The sequence below is a fragment of the Elusimicrobium sp. genome, assembly GCA_015062115.1.
In the GTDB taxonomy this organism is placed as follows: Bacteria; Elusimicrobiota; Elusimicrobia; order Elusimicrobiales; family Elusimicrobiaceae; genus Avelusimicrobium.
The window spans coordinates 84,720-106,643 of sequence record SUVG01000001.1 but is presented as its reverse complement, the minus strand read 5'-3'; the positions used below and the strand labels follow the sequence as shown (position 1 = coordinate 106,643).

Sequence of the window (21,924 nt, the reverse complement as noted above, 5' to 3'; positions counted from 1 at the left end):
ATGAAAAAATTATTGCTTTTAACTTTTGCTTGCATCGGCTTGGGGGCCTGCGCCACCTTGGATCAAACCAATGTAGATTGGATTCCGATAGGGCCGGATTTTCCGGCTACCAAAGCCAAAGATGTAGAAATTATCGGGGGGAGAGAAGATGTTTCCCGCCCGTACGGAAATTTGGGCTTACTTCGTATCAAGAACCTTAAACCGGATCGCCAAACGTTGCTTATGGGAGTGGAAAAAGGCCGTAAAATTGCTGCTTCCAAAGGGGCTGATGCTATCCAAATCGGCCAATATAACAGTGCCGAGGACGGCGCAAGCGAACCGCGTGTAACGCTTATCATTTATGCCATCAAGTATGTAGATAACTTGACGGAAGAAGATGAAAAAGCCATTGAAGATTTCAAAGTACTGGGGATTTTGAATGAACGTTCTGATAGCTAAAAACAAAGAAGAATGTAGTGCTTGGAAGGGTGTGAGTGTTGTTTTTGATTTGCTTTGCGGCTCCACAACGGCTTGCGCTCTTTTGGAAAAAGGGAAAAGTGATATTTTGCTTTTCCCCGATGTGGAAGGTGCTGAAAAATTCGCTCGCGAACATACCGATTTTGAGGTGTTTTCCGAGTGGAAGATGTCGGTTCCGTTTCAACACGATTCTCCTTTTTTGGCCGGTAAATCTTCCGCCAAAAAACCGGGGCTTTTGGTCAGCGGTGCTTCTTTAGCGGCATTTGCCTGCCATAATTCTTCCGTCGTTTTTTTGGGTGGTTTTTGTAACTTTTTTAAGTTGGCTAAAGAATTGTCTCGTATCGGGCAAGATGTTTTGCTGATTCCTACTTCTTTGTTCACTTCTCCCGATGATGTGGAAGATGTTTTGTGTGCCGAAGCCATGAAAGATTATTTGCAAGGAATCGGTCTGCCGGAACGCGCCGTAAGCGAAATCGGCAATACCTTGCGTTTGAACGAATACATTGAACAGGGATCTAAAACGGCTGCCAAAGATGCGGCCTTGGCCTTCAAAATAAATTGTTTAGATTCCGTGCCGCAAATTTCTTTCAGCTCACAACAAACTTTTGCCGCTATTCATCAAGCGGGAACCCCGGCCCCGGATAATTGGATTATCCAAACGGCCCGCATGGCCGAGGCGGGGGTGTCCACCACTTCTTACACGCCGGGAGAAGCCACCCAATTGATGGCAAATGTTTCTTTAGGCCAGTTGGGTGATGAGCCTTTTGCCTCTGTACCGGTTCCCAATCCCGCTAAAAAGGAAACGGGAAAGACCGAAAGTAAATTGACCGGTTTTCTAAAAGGCGTTTCCAGTTCCGTGCAAGGAAAAGCCACCGAATTTCATGAGAAAATATCCTCCGCCGAAATGCAAGAGAAGGCGCAGGAAGCCAAATCTAAAATAAAAGGGTTCTTTTCCAATATTGTGCGTTCCGTCAAAGAGGAAAAAGAAGAGTTGGAACAGGCTTTTTTCCGCAAAAATCAATCTTCTGCACAAGCCGCGGAACCTGCCCCCGTTACGGACGACCCGTTGGACAATATTTTGAAAAAAACCGCCGATGAGAAACCGAGTGAGGAAAGCCTCCCTCAGGCCGAATCCGCGGTGAAAGAAACTCCTGCCCCTCAAGAAACTGTAGCGCCAGCACCCGCTTCCGTTAAACTGGCCGAAGAAACGGCGGCCCCCGTTAAGGAAGCTCCTGCAACGGCAAAGGCGGACTCGTTCGGCGGGAAAAAGAATAAAAAAGCCATCGTGCTCTTTTCGGGCGGGCTTGATTCCACTACCTGTTTATATTGGGCGATGTCCCAAGGCTACGAGTGTGAAGCCTTGACCGTGTCCTACGGGCAACGCCACGACCGGGAAGTATTGGCCGCACAAATGATTGCCCGCAACTTGGGAGTAAAACATCATTTGATTACTCTAAATTTGCCGTGGCTTGCCACGAGTTCTTTGGTAGATAAAAACCAAACCATCCCCGATGTCGCGGTAGAAGATATCCCGAAAAACGGCGTTCCCAGCACCTATGTGCCGGGGCGCAACCTGATGTTTTTGTCTATTGCCGGTTCTTTGTTGGATTCCGTCGGTGCAGAAGCGATTGTCGCCGGGCCGAACGCTATTGATTTCTCGGGTTACCCCGATTGCACCCCTGCTTTCTTTAAGGCGGCCGCCGATGCACTTAACCGTGGGACGGTAACGGGTGTGAACGAAGGAATTGAAGTATTGGCCCCTTTGATGCGCTTGTCCAAGGCGGAAATTGTTAAAATGGCCGCCCAATTAAAAGTGCCTTTTGAATTAACTTGGAGTTGCTATGCCGGTGGTCAAAAGCCGTGCGGACGTTGTGATTCATGCAAACTTCGTGCGAAAGGTTTTGAAGAAGCGGGTGTGCGTGACACCGCTTTAGATTAAGGAGATTTTATGAGAAAATTATTGTGGGTTTTTTTCTTATTATGCGTGGCCGGTAGCCTGTGGGCGGGGGAAGAACAAAAGCAAGATTCCTCTGCTGTTACCGCCGAACAAGTAAAAGCGGAAGAACCCGCCGCCGCTTTGCCTTCTGCCCAAAAGGAATTAACCCCGGCCGAACGAAAAAAACAAGCCAAAGAACGCCGCAAACAAATTAAGAAACTGGTAAAAGCCTATCGCAAAGCCTCTTCGGCGGAAAAACCGGCTATCAAAGCACAACTGACGGAATTGGTATCCGTGGCGGTTGACAATGGGTTGTCTTACATGAAGGACCGTATCGCCGCCGAACGGGCCAATTTGGATAATTGGGAAGCCAAAGTGAAAGAGCAAGAGGCTAATTTAGATGAAGTAAAAACTTTGCGGGTGGAAGATTTGTTATCCGGTGCCGCCGAAAAGAAACACAAAGCCGCCAAAAAGGCTTGGAAGAAACAACTTAAAGAAGCCAAAAAGAAAGTGAAATAGGGTAGTAATATGAAAGGGTTTACACTGATAGAATTATTGGTAGTAGTTTTAATTATTGGGATTTTGTCCGCTGTAGCCTTGCCCCAGTACACCAAGGCGGTAGAAAAATCCCGGGTGGCCCAAGTAGTTAATCTTTTGAAGGCGGCCAAAGATGCCGAAGAAGTGTATTATATGGCCAACGGAGTCTATACGAGCGATAAGGAAAATTTAGACATAGATTGGACGTGCCCGGACGGCTGGACTTGCCTTTTGCGCGGCGATTCGCGGGAGCCCGGTAACACCTACGATAAAATGTCTGCCCACCGCACCGGAAATACTAACTGGGGAATTATTTATTCCTTCCAGCACCGTTCCGATAATACGGCTCTTGCAAACAAATTATATTGTTGGGCCATAACCTCCGATGCAAAAGCCGTCAACTTATGTAAGAGTTTGGGGCCGCATCTTTCAACCAGTTCAGGATATGCCCGCTACACTATTCAGTAATATAATAAAAACTCCCCGGTTCTAATCCAGGGAGTTTTGTTCTATATTCTAATTAAAAAGACCGCTTGCTTCTAATGCGTTGAGGGCTTTGGTAATATCGCTTACTACTACTATCCACCGGCTGGTATTACCCGGCCCCGCACTACCGTAAATGGTAGTAATGTTGATGCCCTGTGCAAACAAGGTAGCCCCGATATCCCGTGCCAAACCCACACGGTTGGGTGCATCAACACAAATAGCATCTGTTTTTACGCTGGTAAAACCTGCTTTGGTCAGCGCGTGGCTGATTTCTTCGTTATAGTTCACAGCCAACCTTACCACTGCCGCGTCGTAGCGGACATCTTGCGAAATAGCAATGATATCCACATTTTCGCGCACAAACAGTTCTGCAAAGTTTTTAAGCGCTCCCGGTTCGTTAATTAAGAATACACTGTATTGTTTTACTACGTTAATAGCCATGCAAACCCCTTTTTCGTCATGACATTTACGTCTTTCTCTTTATTATATCAAACCTTGCGAAAGAAGGCCTGAAAAAAACGGATATCCCCCGATAAAGGGAAGGAATCTGTTGAAAAATGTTTACAAAGAACAGTTATTTAATGCTTTGGCGGATAATGCCCAGCATTTGCTTGTGAATCTTACCGTTGCTGGCAAGCAATTTGCTGCCATAGTCTTTTATTTTTTTGTATTTTTTCCCGTTGTAATCGGTAACTTTTCCGCCGGCTTCCTGCAAAATTAAAGTGCCGGCCGAGGCGTCCCACGGGTTCAAATTATCTTCCCAATATCCGTCTGCCCGTCCGGCGGCTACCCAACATAAATCAAGTGCGGCCGAGCCTAAGCGTCGTACATCATGGGAGGAGGTTAAGAAGAGAGAAAACCGGTTAATAAGTTCTTCCATGCGTTCAAAGCGGTTGTAAGGAAATCCCGTAATCAGTAGGGAATCTTCCAGTTTTTTGGTTTGGGAAACATGAATTTTTTTCCCGTTAAGGGTAGCCCCTTTCCCTTTTTGGGCGAAAAAGAGTTCGTTGGAAATCGGGTTAAAAACCCCGCCTAAAACAGGTTCGTTTTTATGAAAAAGGGCCAAAGAAATACTGCATTGCGGAAACCCGTGGGCAAAATTGGTAGTACCGTCGATAGGGTCTAATACCCAAGTGTATTCGGCCCCTGTGTTTTTAAGGTCATCTTCTTCGGCCAGGAAATCGTGCCCCGGAAAATTCTTGCGAATCAGGGAAAGGACGGCCTTTTGCACGGCTAAATCGGCCATGGTTACCAGGTTGGCTTTGCTTTTGAGTTCGTATCCCACCTTGCCGAAATGGCGGCGGATAATACGGGCGGCTACCTGTAAACACTCTTGTAAGACGGCGCGTTCTTTTTTCATTTTTTCAGTTCCAAAATTTTGGCAGCTTTTAATTTTTCTTCCAAGTCGAGCATGGCTTTGCAATCGTCTTCGTTGTACATCAGTACTTTATCCAAAAGTTCTTGATTGCCCGTTTTAAGCCAGTTGGTAAAATAGACCATGCTGTCCATGGCGCCGCAATCGTCCTGGCGCCAATTAAACCCGAAGGCCGGCGCGGCGGCTTTAAGCGAAAAGCTGGGGGCCGGCAAATAGAAGGCTTTATTAACGGCTACTTTTAAGTCGTAGCAGATATTGCAAAGGGCTTTTAATTTGGCGGCGTCCTGCGGGTTTTTGCCTGCCAGATTTTTCATCTTTTTTACTTCATATTCCGTCCAGTGATAAAGGGCGGTATGTTCAAAATCTTTTATATAATCGTAAAACTGTTCAAAAATTTTGATTTCTTCTTCCGGCGTTTTGGCTACAAAACTGACATATTTGTTTTCTTCTTTATCCCAAATACCGATTAGGTAGACAAAGGAAGCATTGTCTTTGGTAAAAGTTTCGGTGGCTTCGAAATCAAAATACAGATTGTATTTTTTAACGGGAGGCGGAAAATGGCCTGCTTCGCGCAGTACCGGCTTATTGTGCAAATATGCTTGTGCGTTATAATAAGAATCGGTTGCGTGCGGTTCTTCCAAGATGCCCTGCAATTTTTCCAAGCCTGCACGGGCCACATCGTCCGTATTATAAATTCCGTTAATTTTTAAGCATTGGCGCATTTCGGTATTAAGGCCGGGAAGCATCAACAAATCTTTGGTCTGGGCCATGAGTTTGTTGGCATATACGCGCCACGGTGCGGCTGCGGCCTTGGGCGGTTTATGCGCCTCGGGCTTGGCTTGCCCGTCGCGGATTGCACGCCAATAGGCCAGTTCGCGGGCCAGGCGTTCCCCATGATCCTGGTACAGAACATCTATGTGGCGGTTTTTTAAGAATACGCGTGTGCTTTCGGGGGTAAAGTTTTGTACGCGGCCCAAAATGCGGCTTAACAGACAGACTTGCAAAGCATAATGTTCCTTCAAGTCGTGTGCGCGTTTGAATTGAAAAATATGATAGTGATACTTGCCGAAGACACTTTTGCCTTGGTCGGCACGTACCAATAAGTTTACGCTTCCGTAGCAGTTTTCGGGCAGGTTCCATAAGACGGCGTTGGCAATAGCACTTTCGCCTTTGGCCATAGCGGAGAGTGTGTTTTTGAACCGTTCACTTTCATTTTCTCCCGCCACGAATATCACCCCCGGAAATTCTTTTTTTATCCACTCGTCCCGGGTGTTGCGGTCTGTGCGTATCTTTAGGTTTTCGTAGCGGTTTGTTTCGTGGACGGCTTCCTCGCGCGGGGCATGGAAGGAACACCAAATGCTAAAAGGGTCTTCCAATAGAGAAAACATCTTGGAAGCATTAAAATCTTGCTTGTCGGGGGTGCGTCCGTCCGAAAGTTTTTGAAACAAAAGTTGCAGGTCTTGTTCTGTCATCTTATTAGTATTCTATCTTTTTTGAAGGGGGAATAAAACCGTTTTTTCTGCCTTGCCAATATACATTGTTTTTTTGTAGCATACCATTTATTGCTTATGTTAGAACAGACACCATGTAAACAAGGATTTTGCGGGTTGGTATCGGCCGAACAAGTGTGGCTTCCCAAAGAAGTACCTTCCCAAGCGGAACTGATAATGCGCTTAGCGCAGTTGGCCTGCAAACATTTGCCCCAACTGAACGCGCAGGAAGTGGCCGAGCAAGTATTAAAGCGCGAGCAAGGCATCGGTACTACTTTGGAAACGGGGCTCGGTATTCCGCATGCTCGCGTAGAAGAACTGGAAGATTTTGCCGCAGCCTTTGCGGTGCTGCCCGCACCGCTTATTACCCCGACGGGGGCTTCGGTACGGGTGATGTTTTTGCTTTTGTCCCCTGCGCAAACGCCTTTTTTCTCCAAACATTTGCAACTTTTGGCATCACTGGCGGAAAAGTTTACCCACCCGTTTGTGGAAAAACTTTGCGCACAAAAGGACGCGAGCGCTGTGGCCGCTTTATTAAACGACCGTTCATAAAAGCAACGGCACAATATGATAAAATAGATTTATGGCTATCTTACGCATTACGAAATACGGAGAGGATATTCTCCGCCAAAAATTAAAACCCGTGGATTTTAAGACATTGGAACCTATTCTTCCGCAGTTATTAAAGGACATGGAGGAAACCTGTTTGGCGGTGCGCGGGGTAGGTTTGGCGGCTAACCAAATCGGTTTGGATTACCGCCTGGCACTTATTTTAATTCCGGAATCGGACGAAGAAGATGCCCCTTTGAAACGCTATGTGATTATCAATCCCGAAATCATTGAAAAAAGAGGGGAAAAACTGGAAGAAGAAGGTTGCCTTTCTTTGCCCGGTTTATGGGCCGAAGTAAAACGCGCCACGGATGTAACCATTAAATATACGGATGAACACGGAAAAGAACAGGTCAAGCGAGCGCGGGGTCTTTTGGCTAAAGCCTTCCAGCACGAAGTTGACCATTTAGACGGTAAAATGTTTGTAGATTTGGTGGATCCGAAACTAAAAACCGAGGTTAAAAAAGCCATCAAAAAACTTCGCCCCAATTGGAACTGAATTTTGAAAATTCACAAAACCGCGCAACGGATAATCCCCAAGCGCGGTTTTTTATTTTTAATTGCTTGCTTTGCCCTGATTTTCCACCATTTTTATTTTTTGTTCAATTTCTGCCGTGTTTCCCAAAAAATAATCTTTTTGCAGTTTTCCTTGCTCATCAAATTCCAACACATACGGCACGGCGGTGGGCAAGTTAAAACGGATAATTTCTTCGTCCGTCATTTGTTTAAGGTGCTTGATAATACCGCGCAGGCTGTTACCGTGCGCCACGATTAACAATTGGTCTGCCGATTGCAGTTTCGGGAAAATTTCCGCTTGCCAGTAAGGAACAATGCGTGCGACGGTGTCCTGCAGCGATTCTGTCAACGGAAGAAGCGCGGGGGAAACTGCCCAATATCTCGGGTCACGCGTAGGGGCCCGCGGGTCGTCCGGTTGTAAAGCCGGCGGCCGGATTGTATAACTTCTGCGCCACTTCCTTACTTGTTCTTCCCCATATTTTTGGGCGGTCTCCTGTTTGTTGAGTCCCTGTAAAGCCCCGTAATGCTTTTCATTAAGGCGCCACGATTTGTGAACGGGTAACCAATCTAAGTTCATCTGTTCCAATACCGAATTAAGAGTTTTTATCGCCCGTTTCAAATAAGATGTGTAAGTTATATTAAAAAGGAAGCCCTCGTCTTTAAGAATCTTTCCCGCCTGCCTGGCTTCCTGCGTGCCCTGCGCTGTTAAATCAACATCTGTCCAACCCGTAAAACGGTTTTCTAAATTCCAAGTGCTTTGCCCGTGGCGTAGCAGTACAATTTTTTTGTTCATATTTGTTTCCCCCTTTTAGTTAGTATGCTTGCCCAAAGTGTCATTTCCCTGCAGGAAAAAAGGTTATAAGATTGTTGCGCAAAGATTTTTATTTATGTTATACTAAGCGTATGGCAACACAATTATTCGTTAAACGCGTAAGCAAACAAAACAAGAGCAAAAAACACTCTTGCGCTTTTGCTTACAATTTTGCGGATAATTAAAGCCACCTAAAATTTATAAATTTGCATGACCTCCGCTTAATTGTAAGCGGAGGTTTTTTTATTGCAAAAGGAGAAAATACTATGTGCTTTCATTACCAAAACGGAGAACTTCGCGCGGAGGAAGTTTCCATCAAAAAAATAGCTGAACAAGTCGGTACGCCCTTTTATTGTTACTCTACGGAAAAATTGACCCGCAATTTTGACGCTTACCGCCGCGCACTGGCCGACGAAAACGCCACCATTTGTTACTCTGTAAAGGCCAACCCCAATCTAAGCGTGGTGGCTGCCTTGGCCCGCCTGGGGGGAGGGGCCGATGTGGTGTCGGCCGGGGAAATGTATGTGGCGTTGAAGGCGGGTATTCCGGCGGACAAAATTGTTTTTTCCGGTGTGGGGAAAACGCGGGAAGAATTGGCGGAAGCAATTAAAATGAATATTTTGCAAATCAATGCCGAATCCGAAGCCGAACTGGAACTCATCAACCGCTTGGCTGTAGAACAAGGCAAAAAAGCCAATGTGGCCCTGCGGGTAAACCCCGATGTAGATGCGTTGACCCATGTAAAAATTACAACGGGTAAAAAAGAAAATAAATTCGGGGTGGCTTGGGAAGAGGCCCTGTCGCTTTACCGCCGTGCCGCACAAATGGAAGGAGTGCGTATCGCGGGGATTGCGGTGCATATCGGCTCACAACTTTTAGATGTGGAACCTTTCCGTCTGGCATTTACCAAAATTGCTTCTATGGTACAAGAACTGGAAAAGGAAGGTATTGAAATTAGCAATATCGACTTAGGCGGCGGTATGGGAATTAACTATAATGTGGAACTCCCGCCCACCTGTGCGGCCTATGCGCAAGTGGTCAAAGAAACGCTCGGGCACCTGAATAAACATATTATTGTGGAGCCGGGGCGCTCTATTGTGGGAAACGCCGGTATTTTGGTTACGGAAGTGGTGTATAACAAAACCAACGGGGAAAAGAATTTTATTATTGTGGATGCGGGTATGAACGATTTGATTCGTCCGGCCTTATATGATGCGTGGCACACTATTTTGCCCGTTACCAAACACGGCACAGCCCCCATCATTGCCGATATCGTCGGCCCGATTTGCGAATCGGGAGATGTTTTTGCCCATGCGCGTATTATTGAGCCTACCCAAGCGGGCGAACTACTTGCTATAATGTGTGCTGGGGCTTATGGCGCGGCGATGTCTTCCATTTATAATTTCCGCCCGTTAGTGCCCGAAGTGATGGTTCGCGGCGGCGAGTTTGCCGTCGTGCGGAAGCGGACTTCTTACGAAGAGATGCTTTCCGGCCACGCGGTAGCTCCGTGGTTATAGGACAAAATATGAGACAAATTTGCATCATGAAATTTGGCGGCAATACGCTGGCCAACAAACAAAAACTTTTAATGGCGGCGGAATTGATTAAGTCCCGCTACGAGGATAATTATATTCCGGTGGTGGTGGCTTCCGCTAACGGGAATTTAACCGATGTTCTTTTAGACCATGCCTACAGCATTGCTCCCAATCCGGATAAACGGGAATTGGATATGCTGGTTACCACCGGGGAGCGTGTCAGCGTGGCCCTTCTTTCCATTGCTCTGCGTGCCCAAGGGGTACCGTCCGTATCTTTAACGGGTTCCCAAATCGGCCTTATTACTACCTGCACGCATACGGGGGCCGATATTCTGTCCCTTAAAGGAGACCGTTTGGTAAAAGAAGTGCAAGAAGGCCATGTGCCGATAGTGGCCGGTTTCCAAGGGATTGGCGAAAACAAAGAAATCACCACGCTTAAGCGCGGCGGATCCGATGTGTCGGCCGTGTTTTTGGCCGCTCAATTAGGGGCTGACCATGTAGAAATGGTAAAAGATGTGGACGGCGTTTATTCCGCAGACCCCAACAAAGACACAAAGGCCCAAAAATACGAAGTTTTAGATTTTGACGAAATGTATAAGTTGGCCTTGAACGGTGCCAATGTGCTCCACCCCGATGCTGTGCGCTTAGCCAAAGAAAAAGGGGTGGAAATTCGTATCGTGCATTATCAAACAGGTCAAACGGGTACCGTTATTAAATAGGAAGAAATATGAAACTGAAATGGAATATTACAGGATTTATTACCTTTCTTTTGTTGGGTAGTGTTATCTACCTTTGGGGGCCGGGAGTAAACGGTCTGGTTCGTGCCGCTTGTACGGTGGGTATGTACGGTGCGCTTTTTTTCGCTTGCTTTGTAGTGGTAAGCCAACAGAAGTAAAAATTTGAACGGTTGTTAACTTATATTCAGGAGTTTTTATGCGTTATAGTGGTGTTGTTTCCCGCGGTATTCGTATGCCGCTTATTAAAGAAGGAACCGATTTAGTACCCGTGATTGCCGAAACTTTATGGCAAGCCTCTCAGGAAGAAGGTTTTGTTTTTAAGCCGCGCGGGGTAGTGGGGGTAACCGAATCTTTGGTGGCCCGCAGCCAAGGGAATTTTGTAACACTGGACGATATCGCCGCCGATACAAAAGAACTTTTCCCGCAAGGCGATGTAACTATTTTCTCTCCTATTTTCAGCCGTAACCGTTTTTGGCCCATGCTTAAAGGTATCGTGCGCGGGATTCAGGGAAAAGTAAACATTGTATTTACCTTGCCTTCGGACGAAGTGGGAAATCCGTCCTGCCAAGATGCCTACGCCTATAAGGAAGGCATCTTTGGCGAAGACAGCGAGTACTTCCAATTTGTGCACCCGATTACGGGCGCCAATTATGCCAAATTATATAAGGATATCGACCCGGACAAGATTTCCGTTTCATTTGTGTGGGGCATTGATAATTTTATCCGCGAACGCAAGGCGCAAGGCGGGCAAGTGCTGGTATGTACGGTGCATAACCGCCATGTATATGCGCAAAAATTTCAAGAAGCCGGTTTTACGGTTCACACTTTAGCCGATATCTGTGCCAAACCGCGCCGCGAAGGAGCCGGCTATAACCCGGATTTCGGCTTGTTGGGTGCCAACTATTCCAACGAAGACCGCGTAAAACTTTTCCCGCGCGACTGCCGCACCTTTGTGGAACGCTTGCAAGCCGCTCTCAAAGAGAAAACGGCCGTGGATACGGAAGTGTTTATCTATGGGGACGGTGCCTATAAAGACCCTGCCACCGGTATTTGGGAATTGGCTGATCCTCTTGTAAGCCCTGCCGCTACGGAAGGTCTTGGCGGTATGCCGCATGAAACGAAATTAAAATCGTTGATTGACTCCGGTGCAGATGTTCGTAAGGCGGTGGAATCTAACACGGGCGGACAAGCCTTGGGAACGACTCCCCGCCGGTTGACCGATCTGTTGGGTTCCCTGTGCGACTTAACCAGCGGTTCCGGCGACAAGGGAACCCCGGTTATTTACATTACGGGTTATTTTGATAATTACTATACGGAATAATCAAAAAAGACTCCCCCGTTGAAAGGGCAAGGAAAAAGGCAGTGAAACACACTCAAAACAAATTGATATATGCTGCGGTAGCCGTTGTTATTTTGGGGTTTATTGCATGGGGTTGGTTTGTGAGGTGGTACCATGCCCACCCCGCAGCGGGAAGATTTGTGGTGTTGGTAATGGTATTGTGGGGGGTGTGGTTATGTTCCCGCTTTGTGCGTGTTTTGCCTTCGAAGCTTGCTTCCATCTTCAAAGATCCGTATACCCGTATTGACAGGGGAGATGACAACTAAACCACAAAGTATAATTAAAAATATGCTAATATAAGAGTATGGAAACTACAATCATTTTACAACTAATCGGCTTTACCGTTTGTTTTATTTTGTTGTTTGTCTTTACGGCCAAATACCGTGCGGCGCTTGCCCATGAAACGGATTTTGAACCCGCCGTGGAAGATTTAACCGTGGTAACCGTTTCCCAACCGCCGGCTTTCAAACCGCGTGCCTCTATTTTGCAATCGTTGCAAGGGGGGGCTTCTATGGATGTGGCGGACTTGAAGGAAAAAACGAAAGAGTTGCACTACCGCTTAGAAGAATTGAAAATGGCGCATGATAAATCAAACGGAGATTTGGCTAAACAGTTGGCCCGTATGGAACAACGTATCAGCACTTTTGAACAAGAATACATCACAAAATTGCAGCCGACTTTGCTTAGTTTGATTGAAGAATTGGAAAAAATGAAAGTGGCCGAAAGCCACCCGGAAGAATAGAAGCACCCTTTTTTGTTTTTGAAAACCGTCGCAAAAATAGCGACGGTTTTGCTTTTTATGAAAAACAAAGACAACCAAAAAAGCAAAAAGGAGGGTAAATTTGCAAAAAACGCCATCTGTTTGATTTGTTGTTTTAGACGAGAAGGCAAAAAAACAAGGTGAAAAATAGTAAAAACCTGACAGACTGAATTAAATTTTGTCAACCCTAATTACAAAAAAATGTTCCCAAAATTTGTTTGCTCCTGCTTAATTTAATAAAATATATCTATATAGTTGCAAATTGAAAAGAGGATTTGCAGCAGGAGATCAAATGAAAAATAAGAACCTGGAACCTATCGCCATTGTTGGTATTGGCGCTATTATGCCCGGAGCGTTAACGAAAGACGAATTCTGGAACAACATTAAAGAAGGTAAATATTGCATCACCGAAATCCCCGCATCTTATTGGGATTACAAATTGTTCTACAGTCCCGATCACAAAGCCGAAGATAAATTATATTCCAAAATCGGCGGTTTTATTCCCGAAACTTTCAAATTTAATTCCTTAAAATATCGTATCCCTCCGCAAATTGCCAAGCAAATGGATACCGTCCAACACTTAGCCATTGAAACGACCCGTATGGCGTTGGAAGATTCCGGCTACGATAAAAAAGAGTTTGACCATAACCGCACCGCGGTCATTATCGGCAACTCTATGGGCGGCATGAAGAACGAAATGTCCAACACTCGCTTGAACCGCCCGTTCTTGTATGAAATTTTGAAAAATACCACAACCTACAAATCTCTTTCTCCGGTAGACGCCCAAAAAATGATTGATGAAATTGACGCGGGCGTACGGGAAAAATTCACTCCCATTACCGAAGACTCCATGCCGGGTGAACTTGCCAACGTAATTCCCGGTCGTGTAGCCAACCTTTTTGATTTGCACGGTACTAACTTTGCCGTCGATGCCGCGTGTGCTACCTCTTTGGCCGCCATCGACCAAGCCGTCAATGGTCTTCGCATGGGCAATTTTGATATGGCTATTGCCGGCGGCGTGGATCAAATGATGTCTCCCTCCGCTTACATTAAATTCTGCAAAATCGGTGCCTTGTCCGAAACGGGTTCCTATCCTTTTGATGCCCGTGCCAACGGATTTGTAATGGCCGAAGGCGCCGGTATGGTTATTTTGAAACGCTTAAGCGATGCCGTAAAAGACGGAGACAGAGTGTATGCCGTCATTCGTGCGGTAGGTGCTTCTTCCGACGGAAAAGGAAAAGGGATTACCGCTCCTAACCCCAAAGGTCAAAAAATTGCCGTGGAAAAAGCCTTCGAACAACTCGACTATACCCCCGGCGAAGTAGGCCTGGTGGAAGCGCACGGCACCGGTACCCGCGTAGGTGATGCCGTGGAATTGGGCGCGCTGAACGAAATTTTTGCTCCGTATGCTAAGCCCGGTACCATTGGGCTTGGTAGTGTAAAAAGCCAAATCGGTCACGCCAAAGCCGCGGCCGGTATTGCTTCGTTAATCAAAACCTCGCTGGCCTTATATAATAAGGTATTGCCGCCCTCTGTCAATTTTGAAACCCCGAACCCCATTGTGGATTGGAGCACCTGCCCCTTCCGCGTGATTACCAAAACGCAGGATTGGACGACCGACAAAGTGCGCCGTGCCAATGTGTCTGCCTTCGGCTTCGGCGGAACCAACTTCCACGTGGCAATGGAAGAAATGAACGACGGTTTACTCAAGAAAACCGAAGAAACCCAAGTTTGCCAATGTGCTGTACCCGCTACCCCCAAACAGGAGAATGTAAACATGAGCAGCAACTATACCCTTCATGTGCCCGGTGAAAAAATTCAAGGTGATGTATTAACTTTTTCTGCCGACACAAAACAGGAACTTTTTAATGTATTGGATAAAGCCGTCGTGGCTATTCAATACGATCCCACCTACCTCCCCAGCATTTCTTACAAAAACCACATTGCCAAGCCCGCCAAATTTGCGGTAACCATCAATGTGGAAAGCCCGGAAAAATTGAAAGAAAAAATTGAATTTTTCAAGAAAACGGCCTCTTCTCAAGATGTGTGGGAACAGGAATCTTTGTATTTGCGCATGAAAGGTATTTATCCGTTTACTCCTTCCGAAATTAAACCCAAAGTCTGCTTTATGTTCCCCGGTCAAGGTTCCCAGTATGTGGACATGATGAAAGACTTGGCCACCAAATACAAAATCGTACAAGATACCTTTGACGAAGCCGACCGCTTATTGACGGATATTATTGGCCAAACCTTAACGGAAACCTTGTGGAGCAAACCCGGCGAAACCAAAGAACAAATTGCCGAACGCGAAGCCGCCATCAAGAGAACCGAAATGACCCAACCCGCCATGTTAACGGCCGACATCGCCATGATGCGCTTGTTGTCCTCCTTCGGCATTAAGCCGGATGTGGTAATGGGTCACAGTTTGGGTGAATATGCCGCGGCGGTGGCTGCCGGTATTTTTGACTTTGAAAACGGTTTGAAAGCCGTTTGCACCCGCGGAAAAGTGATGAGCGAAATCAGAGTAGAAGATAACGGTAAAATGGCTTCTATCGCCGCGACGGTGGAAAAAGTAGAACCCGAACTCGCCCGCGTGAACGGTTATGTGGCCGTAGCCAACAAAAACTGCCCCACCCAAACCGTAATTGCCGGTGCTTCCAAAGCGATTGATGATGCCATTAAAATGTTTACGGATATGGGTATCCAAGCGGTACAAATTCCGGTTTCTCACGCCTTCCACTCCGCCATCATCGAACCGGCCATGCCGCAGTATCGTGCTTTCTTAGATACGCTTCAGTTTAACTCCCCCAAAATGCCGATTACTACGAACGTAACGGCGGAATTCTACCCGAACGATCCGGAAAAAATCAAAGACTTAATGGTCACGCAGATTTCTCATTCCGTGGAGTGGATTAAACAACTTAAAACCACTTACGATTCCGGCGTACGCTTGTTTGTGGAATGCGGGCCGAAACGTGTGCTTTCCGCTTTGGCTTCCAACACTTTAGCCGATAAAAAAGACATCAAAGTGTTGGCTTCCAATCACCCCAAAAAAGGCGGCATTGTGGAATTTAACGACTTGTTCGCCAACTTGATTTCTTCCGGTATCGCTTTGGATTGGACGGGTACCGATATGTTTGGTAACAATGCCACTTACAACCCCGCTTTTACGGGTTGGGTAACCGGCAACGCTACCGCAGTAGAAAAAACCGAAGGTACCGTTAAAGCGAATACTCCGTGCGTGTGTCAAACCGCTCCGGCTCAAGGAGTGCCTGCCACTGCCAAAAATGTAGTTATCAGCGGTATTGCTGCCGGCGGGCCCGGTTCTTGGGATAAAATCTTCCGCGAAGGGGTGCTTGATGAAATTCTTTCCGGGCGCAATATGATTGAACCCGTGGATGCCGCTACCCAACAGAAACAAATTGATAAACATGTAGAGTTTGTCATCAAATCTAAAGACGGTAACCACCGCTTTGAACGCTTAACCTCTGCCAGCCAGGCCATTAAACTCTCGGCTAAAGGCGGTGCGTTTGATTTGGAAAAAGAATTTGGCTTGCCTGCTAAATGGGTGAAATCCATGGATCGCAGTTTCCAATTGGCGATTGCTGCAGGTATGCTTGCGCTCAAAGATGCGGGTATTCCGTTGGTGCTTTATTATAAACCCACTTCTACAGGTGGATATTTACCGGATCGTTGGGGTCTCCCTGCCGACATGATTGACGAAACCGGTGTAATCTTTACCTCTGCCTTCCCGGTAGCCAATAGCATGATGGGCGATTTGACCAAACGCGTACGCGGTCTTTTGAACAACAAAACCGCTCAGGAAGTACGCGCCTTCTGCGACAAATTTATTGCCCAAATTTCCGACCCGGCCTTAAAAGCCGAAATTGAAGCCTGGTATCAGGAAAACTTCAAAGATAAAGAAGTGGAACCCGAAGCCTTTACTTCCGAATTTATCTTAAAAACCATTATCATTGCCCACTCCCATTTCTGCCAATGGATTCGTGCCCGCGGGCCGGCTACTGCCATGAGTGCGGCTTGCGCCTCTACCGCCCAAGCCATTGCCGTGGCGCAGGACTGGATTAAGTTGGGCCGCTGCAAACGCGTAATCGTTATCAGTGCTGATGATATCACGAACGATAATGTGTCCGAATGGATTTTAACCGCCTTCTTGGCCTCCGGTGCCGCTACTACGGAAGCCGATGTAACCAAAGCCGCGCTTCCGTTTGACCGCCGCCGCAACGGTATGATTGTGGGTATGGGCGCCGTGTCTTTGATTGTGGAAGATGAAGCCGAAGTGTCCAAACGCGGTATGAAACCGCTTGCCAAGTTGTTATCTGCCGAAATTGCCAACAGTGGTTTCCATGTAACCCGCTTAGATGTGGGCCATGTGGCTCATGTAATGAATCGCCTGGTGGCTACGGCTGAAAAACAATACGGCCTTAACCGCTCGGATATTGCCAAACAACTCGTTTTCATTTCGCATGAAACTTATACGCCTGCCCGCGGCGGTTCTGCCAGTGCGGAAGCGTATGCGTTGAAATCTACCTTTGGTGCTGATGTAAGCAGTGTTATTGTCAGCAACACCAAAGGTTTCACCGGTCACTCTATGGGTGCCGGTTTGGAAGATGCCATTGCCGTGCGCTGTTTGAACACGGGCCTTGTGCCGCCGATTGCCAACTTCAAAGAAGCCGACCCCGAATTGGAAGGTATTACTTTGAGTAAAGGCGGTCATTACAACTTCAAATATGCCTTGCGCTTAGCCGCCGGTTTTGGTTCCCAATTAGGTATGACTTTATTAGAAAAAGCCTGGCAAGAAGGCGAACCGCGCATTGCGGATACCGCCAAACACGAAGCTTGGTTGAAAGAAATTTCCGGGCAAGAAGCCCCTGTCTTGGAAGTGGTACAAAACACCCTTCGTATCAAAGACAACTACAAACACGGTGTAAAACCGGCCTTGGTGATGGAAGGTTCCCAAGCGTTTGTAGATAAAGTGAAAGCGATTCCTGCCGCCCAACCTGCGGTTGCCGCGCCTGTGCAAGCGCCTGTAGCGGCTCCTGCTCCCGTGGTAGAAACCCCGGTTGTGACCCCTGTGGCCGCCCCCGCGCCTGTAGCGGCTCCCGCCAAAGCGCTCGACGAAGCCACGGTTACCAAAGAAGTAGTAACCATGGTTGGCGAAAAAACGGGCTATCCGGAAGATATGTTGGATATTGATTTGGACATGGAAGCCGATTTGGGTATTGATACGGTAAAACAAGCCGAACTGTTTGCTTCGTTGCGCGAACATTACGGTATTGTCCAACAAGACGGTATCCAATTAAAAGACTACCCGACGATTCGCCACTGCATCAACTTTGTACTTTCCAATGCGGGCGCTTCCGCCCCTGCGGCGGCCCCTGTAGTAACTCCTGCTCCCGTAGTAGAAACCCCGGTTGTGACCCCTGTGGCCGCCCCCGCGCCTGTAGCGGCTCCCGCCAAAGCGCTCGACGAAGCCACGGTTACCAAAGAAGTAGTAACCATGGTTGGCGAAAAAACGGGTTATCCGGAAGATATGCTGGAACTTGATTTGGATATGGAAGCTGACTTGGGCATTGATACGGTGAAACAAGCCGAATTGTTTGCCGCGATGCGCGAACATTACGGTATTGCCCAACAAGACGGTATCCAACTTAAAGACTACCCGACGATTCGCCACTGCATCAACTTTGTACTTTCCAATGCAGGTGCTTCCACCCCTGTAGCGGCTCCTGCCCCGGTAGTGGAAACTCCGGTTGTTTCTGCTCCTGTGGTAGCCCCCGCGCCTGTAGCGGCTCCCGCCAAAGCACTTGACGAAGCCGCGGTTACCAAAGAAGTAGTAACCATGGTAGCGGAAAAAACAGGTTATCCGGAAGATATGTTGGAACTTGATTTGGATATGGAAGCCGACCTGGGTATTGATACGGTGAAACAAGCCGAATTGTTTGCCGCAATGCGCGAACATTACGGTATTGCCCAACAAGACGGTATCCAATTAAAAGACTACCCGACGATTCGCCACTGCATCAACTTTGTACTTTCCAATGCGGGCGCTTCCGCCCCTGCGGCGGCGCCTGTAGTGGCTCCTGTTCCCGTAGTGGAAGCCCCGGTAGCGGCTCCCGCTCCTGTGGTGGAAGCCCCGATTGTTTCTACTCCCGTAGTAGAAACTCCTGTGGCGCAACCCGCTTCCGTAGCTGTAACGACTGCTACCTCTAAAGCATTAGATGAAGCCACGGTTACCAAAGAAGTAGTAACCATGGTAGCGGAAAAAACGGGCTATCCGGAAGATATGTTGGAACTTGATTTGGATATGGAAGCTGACTTGGGCATTGATACGGTGAAACAAGCCGAACTGTTTGCCGCGATGCGCGAACATTACGGTATTGCCCAACAAGACGGTATCCAACTCAAAGACTACCCGACGATTCGCCACTGCATCAACTTTGTGCTTTCCAATGCAGGTGCTTCTGCCCCTGCGGCGGCCCCTGTAGCGGCTCCCGCCCCTGTGGTGGAAACCCCGGTTGTTTCTGCTCCTGTAGTAGAAACTCCTGCGGTAACCCCGGTTGAAGAACCGGTTGCTCCCGCCTTGGCTAAAAAACCGGCTCATGTGGTAACCGAAGATCATATTTCCGCGCCGACTGTCGATGCGTTGGAAACCAACCCGACGGCTCCCATTGTGCGCCGCGAATCTTTGGCTGAACGCCCGGAACGCGAAGGGTACCAAGGCGAACATTGCCACGAAAAGAAACTCCGCTTTGTTACCACGGTAGCCGATGCACCGCTTGCTCAACGCGAAAACAGACGTTTGTCCAAAGACCGCACCATCTTATTATTTGCGGATAACTCGCAGTTGATTAAAGCCTACACGGAAGAATTTAAGGAATTGGGCGTAAAATACCATGTATTCACCACGCTCAAAACCCGTAGCAAAAATACCAGCATCGTGAACTGGGAATCTTACGAAGAAACCGAAGCTGCCTTGAAAGATTATGCGGCCGAAGATCCCAATGTGCAAGGTATTGTGTACTTGCTTGGGGCAACTGTCAAAAAGTTTGACAAAAAAGTGAGCCCGCATAACGAACTTACCAAGTATGTCATGCCGCTGTTCATTGCCTTGCGTGTTTTTGAAAAGGGCTTGGCCAATCGTGCCGATGCCGACACCTTCTTTGCCGTAAATACGAAAGTGGACGGTAACTTCGGTTACAGCACCAAAGACGAATTCAACCCCATCGTGGGCGCCTTGACGGGCGGTACATCTTGCTATCGCAAAGATGTATACGAACGCACCGGTGCTATCGGCAAGCTGATGGATTTTGAACCCACCGCCACTCCGGACGAAATGGCCCAAAAAACCATGGACGAAGTTCTCCACGGAGATATGCGCTTGTTAGTAGGCACAAAGGACAATGTCCGTTCTACGATTTTGTCCTTGCCGGTTCGCTTAAACAAGAGCAAAAAACATTTCGACTTGGCCGGTAAAACCATTATCTTCACGGGTTCCGGTCGCGGTATCGGGGCGATGCTCAGCCAAAAAATTGCTGCGCAGTATCACAGCAAAATCATTGTGCTAGACATCATTGAACTCCAAGAAAAAACACCGCTCTGGGCTTCTATGAACGAGGCTGAACTCGCGGCTCTTAAAAAACAAATCTGGGAAGATTTGAAAGCCGACCCGACCCAAAAAGCCACTCCGGTGCTTTTGGAACGCGCCTTTGGCCGTGTGAAAGATTCTATTACGCTTTACAACAACTTGCAAAAACTGCGCGAGTTGGGAAGTGAAGTGGAATACTACCACTGCGACGTGATGAACTCCTCCATGATGAAGGAAGTTTGCACGAAAATCAAAGCTAAAAACGGTCGTGTGGACGGGCTTATCCACTTTGCCGGTTTGGAACGCTCCAAACTTATTTACGATAAAGACCCGGCCGAATACTACCGCATCTTTGATGTAAAGGCCACCAGTTTTATCTCCTTCTTGGCAAATAACATTGTGCGTGATGACGGCTTCTTCGCCTTTGCCTCCTCTATTGCCGGAAAATACGGTAACTTGGGCCAAAGCGATTATGCCTCCGCCAACGATTATTTAGCCAAGTGTGCTTTGATGCTTTCCAACCAAGGTTATCGCGCTATCAGCATTGCCATGAGTGCTTACAAAAATGTAGGTATGGGTGTGCGTGCCGGCGTGGAAACTTTCTTGCGCTCCAACGGAGTTGACTTTGTAGACCCCGAAGACGGAATGCAAATTTTCTTGGATGAAATCGTCTATGGCCAAGTGCCGGAAATTGTACTTACCGGTTCTTTGGGCAGACTGGACTGGGACAAACAATTGAAAATTGATTGGGACGAAATCGGAGCCGAAGAAGAAAACGGCTCCGACGACGCCCCCCAAGGCCCCGCCGCTCCGGCCACGCCCGAAGTTACCCCGGCCGCACCCGTTCCCGCGGCTACGCCTGCGGTAAATGCGGTAAGTGCCACTCACTTCTTGGGAAATGTAACTTCCTTGCAAAAAGGGAGTGAAATTCACTTGGAAAAAGAATTTAACTTAGATTCCGACCCCTACCTGGCCGACCATGCCATCGAAGGTACCCCGTATGTGCCGGGTGTAATGGGCATTGAAACCTTTATGGAAACGGCTACCGCTTTGACGGGTAATGTTCCGCAAGGGTTGAAAGATGTTCACTTCTACTTGCCGATTAAGTTGTTGCGCAATCGCCCGCAGGCTGTGCGTGTTATCGGTAAAGCCGCCGGTAATGAAGCGGATATGGAAATCGAGTCCGACTTTATTAACAGCAAAGGGGTGAAAATGGGTAACACCCGCCGTCACTTTACGGCAAAAACCTTGGGTGCTTTTACCTCCACCTGGAACAGTGTAAAAGAAAATGCCATGGCCGGGATTCATGCTCCGTTTACGGTCAGCAAAGATGAAATTTACCAAAAGTATTTCCATGGCCCGTCCTTCCAAGTGCTTGCCGGTATTGTACGCGTAAATAAAGAAACCTCTTTAGCCGTGTACAACACCACTCCGCGCCCGCAATGGAACGATGGCCCGCGCACGCTTTTGGCTAACCCGATGCTTATTGAAGCCGCTTTCCAATGCTGCGGTTTCCAAGACATGAGCGTGGAACACAAAATGACCTTGCCCGACGGTATCGCCGAAGTGGCCGTGCTTAAGAACCAAGTACCGCCTGCCCAGTTGTATTTGTACGGGGTAAACCGCGGTAATACGGCTGATGGAAAAACTTTGCACGATGCCTATGTGTTTGATGCTAACGGCGAAGTGTGGGTGGAAATCCACGGTTATCAGGCCATCGGCCAGTAATCA

Annotated in this window: 16 protein-coding genes; 12 read left to right on the top strand and 4 right to left on the bottom strand. The window is 47.7% G+C overall.

Annotated elements, in window-relative coordinates; genetic code table 11:
• Genes E7027_00460 through E7027_00445 form a run of 4 tightly spaced genes read left to right on the top strand, consistent with a single transcriptional unit; the run spans position 1 to position 3,397 of the window.
• Positions 1 to 438 carry a hypothetical protein gene (locus E7027_00460; protein ID MBE6420613.1) on the top strand — a complete coding sequence of 146 codons (438 nt, stop codon included), beginning with the start codon at positions 1 to 3 and terminating at the stop codon, positions 436 to 438.
• Entirely contained in the window at positions 419 to 2,395 is a 1,977-nt protein-coding gene (queC, locus tag E7027_00455; protein ID MBE6420612.1) for a 7-cyano-7-deazaguanine synthase QueC, read from the top strand. Before E7027_00460 ends, queC begins: the two co-directional genes overlap by 20 nt.
• 9 nt (positions 2,396 to 2,404) lie before the next feature.
• On the top strand, positions 2,405 to 2,911 hold the full coding sequence (locus tag E7027_00450; protein MBE6420611.1) for a hypothetical protein: 507 nt from the start codon (positions 2,405 to 2,407) through the stop codon (positions 2,909 to 2,911).
• Between the two features lie 9 nt (positions 2,912 to 2,920).
• Positions 2,921 to 3,397 (top strand): prepilin-type N-terminal cleavage/methylation domain-containing protein, encoded by a 477-nt coding sequence (locus E7027_00445; GenBank protein ID MBE6420610.1) that lies wholly within the window; start codon positions 2,921 to 2,923, stop codon positions 3,395 to 3,397.
• Positions 3,398 to 3,445: 48 nt separating this feature from the next.
• Here the strand turns inward: E7027_00445 and E7027_00440 are convergent, their stop codons facing one another.
• The 3 genes from E7027_00440 to E7027_00430 all read right to left on the bottom strand — a co-directional run bounded on the left by E7027_00440 (position 3,446) and on the right by E7027_00430 (position 6,262).
• A complete protein-coding gene (locus E7027_00440) occupies positions 3,446 to 3,856 on the bottom strand; it encodes a hypothetical protein (protein ID MBE6420609.1) in 411 nt (136 codons plus the stop codon).
• Positions 3,857 to 3,989: 133 nt separating this feature from the next.
• Positions 3,990 to 4,775 carry an inositol monophosphatase gene (locus E7027_00435; protein ID MBE6420608.1) on the bottom strand — a complete coding sequence of 262 codons (786 nt, stop codon included), beginning with the start codon at positions 4,773 to 4,775 and terminating at the stop codon, positions 3,990 to 3,992.
• Positions 4,772 to 6,262, bottom strand: a complete 1,491-nt coding sequence (locus E7027_00430) for a TM0106 family RecB-like putative nuclease (protein MBE6420607.1) — start codon at positions 6,260 to 6,262, stop codon at positions 4,772 to 4,774. The genes E7027_00435 and E7027_00430 overlap by 4 nt, the downstream gene beginning before the upstream one ends.
• A gap of 96 nt (positions 6,263 to 6,358) precedes the next feature.
• Between E7027_00430 and E7027_00425 the strand changes: the two genes are divergently transcribed.
• Positions 6,359 to 6,832, top strand: coding sequence for a PTS sugar transporter subunit IIA (locus tag E7027_00425; GenBank protein MBE6420606.1), 474 nt, complete (start codon positions 6,359 to 6,361; stop codon positions 6,830 to 6,832).
• Positions 6,833 to 6,863: 31 nt separating this feature from the next.
• Positions 6,864 to 7,388: a peptide deformylase gene (gene def, locus E7027_00420; GenBank protein ID MBE6420605.1), complete on the top strand. Its 525-nt coding sequence runs from the start codon at positions 6,864 to 6,866 to the stop codon at positions 7,386 to 7,388.
• A 57-nt stretch (positions 7,389 to 7,445) separates the two neighbouring features.
• Here def and gpmA read toward each other — a convergent pair whose 3' ends face one another.
• Positions 7,446 to 8,198: a 2,3-diphosphoglycerate-dependent phosphoglycerate mutase gene (gpmA, locus tag E7027_00415; protein MBE6420604.1), complete on the bottom strand. Its 753-nt coding sequence runs from the start codon at positions 8,196 to 8,198 to the stop codon at positions 7,446 to 7,448.
• Positions 8,199 to 8,482: 284 nt separating this feature from the next.
• Between gpmA and lysA the strand changes: the two genes are divergently transcribed.
• The 6 genes from lysA (at position 8,483) to E7027_00385 (ending at position 21,921) form a co-directional block, all read left to right on the top strand.
• Positions 8,483 to 9,733, top strand: coding sequence for a diaminopimelate decarboxylase (gene lysA, locus E7027_00410; GenBank protein MBE6420603.1), 1,251 nt, complete (start codon positions 8,483 to 8,485; stop codon positions 9,731 to 9,733).
• An 8-nt stretch (positions 9,734 to 9,741) separates the two neighbouring features.
• Entirely contained in the window at positions 9,742 to 10,470 is a 729-nt protein-coding gene (locus E7027_00405) for an aspartate kinase (GenBank protein ID MBE6420602.1), read from the top strand.
• Positions 10,471 to 10,684: 214 nt separating this feature from the next.
• Positions 10,685 to 11,809 carry a F420-0--gamma-glutamyl ligase gene (locus E7027_00400; GenBank protein ID MBE6420601.1) on the top strand — a complete coding sequence of 375 codons (1,125 nt, stop codon included), beginning with the start codon at positions 10,685 to 10,687 and terminating at the stop codon, positions 11,807 to 11,809.
• 41 nt (positions 11,810 to 11,850) lie between these two features.
• A complete protein-coding gene (locus tag E7027_00395; protein MBE6420600.1) occupies positions 11,851 to 12,093 on the top strand; it encodes a hypothetical protein in 243 nt (80 codons plus the stop codon).
• Between the two features lie 38 nt (positions 12,094 to 12,131).
• The gene (locus E7027_00390) at positions 12,132 to 12,569 is read left to right on the top strand and encodes a hypothetical protein (protein MBE6420599.1); all 438 of its coding nucleotides are present in this window, start codon (positions 12,132 to 12,134) and stop codon (positions 12,567 to 12,569) included.
• Between the two features lie 310 nt (positions 12,570 to 12,879).
• Complete coding sequence (locus E7027_00385) at positions 12,880 to 21,921, top strand: SDR family NAD(P)-dependent oxidoreductase (GenBank protein MBE6420598.1); 9,042 nt, start codon at positions 12,880 to 12,882, stop codon at positions 21,919 to 21,921.
• Positions 21,922 to 21,924: the final 3 nt, after the last annotated feature.

Coding starts and splice junctions, on each gene's coding strand:
- E7027_00460 (MBE6420613.1), top strand. CDS start 1: ATGAAAAAATTATTGCTTTTAACTTTTGCTTGCATCGGCTTGGGGGCC.
- queC (MBE6420612.1), top strand. CDS start 419: ATGAACGTTCTGATAGCTAAAAACAAAGAAGAATGTAGTGCTTGGAAG.
- E7027_00450 (MBE6420611.1), top strand. CDS start 2,405: ATGAGAAAATTATTGTGGGTTTTTTTCTTATTATGCGTGGCCGGTAGC.
- E7027_00445 (MBE6420610.1), top strand. CDS start 2,921: ATGAAAGGGTTTACACTGATAGAATTATTGGTAGTAGTTTTAATTATT.
- E7027_00440 (MBE6420609.1), bottom strand. CDS start 3,856: ATGGCTATTAACGTAGTAAAACAATACAGTGTATTCTTAATTAACGAA.
- E7027_00435 (MBE6420608.1), bottom strand. CDS start 4,775: ATGAAAAAAGAACGCGCCGTCTTACAAGAGTGTTTACAGGTAGCCGCC.
- E7027_00430 (MBE6420607.1), bottom strand. CDS start 6,262: ATGACAGAACAAGACCTGCAACTTTTGTTTCAAAAACTTTCGGACGGA.
- E7027_00425 (MBE6420606.1), top strand. CDS start 6,359: ATGTTAGAACAGACACCATGTAAACAAGGATTTTGCGGGTTGGTATCG.
- def (MBE6420605.1), top strand. CDS start 6,864: ATGGCTATCTTACGCATTACGAAATACGGAGAGGATATTCTCCGCCAA.
- gpmA (MBE6420604.1), bottom strand. CDS start 8,198: ATGAACAAAAAAATTGTACTGCTACGCCACGGGCAAAGCACTTGGAAT.
- lysA (MBE6420603.1), top strand. CDS start 8,483: ATGTGCTTTCATTACCAAAACGGAGAACTTCGCGCGGAGGAAGTTTCC.
- E7027_00405 (MBE6420602.1), top strand. CDS start 9,742: ATGAGACAAATTTGCATCATGAAATTTGGCGGCAATACGCTGGCCAAC.
- E7027_00400 (MBE6420601.1), top strand. CDS start 10,685: ATGCGTTATAGTGGTGTTGTTTCCCGCGGTATTCGTATGCCGCTTATT.
- E7027_00390 (MBE6420599.1), top strand. CDS start 12,132: ATGGAAACTACAATCATTTTACAACTAATCGGCTTTACCGTTTGTTTT.
- E7027_00385 (MBE6420598.1), top strand. CDS start 12,880: ATGAAAAATAAGAACCTGGAACCTATCGCCATTGTTGGTATTGGCGCT.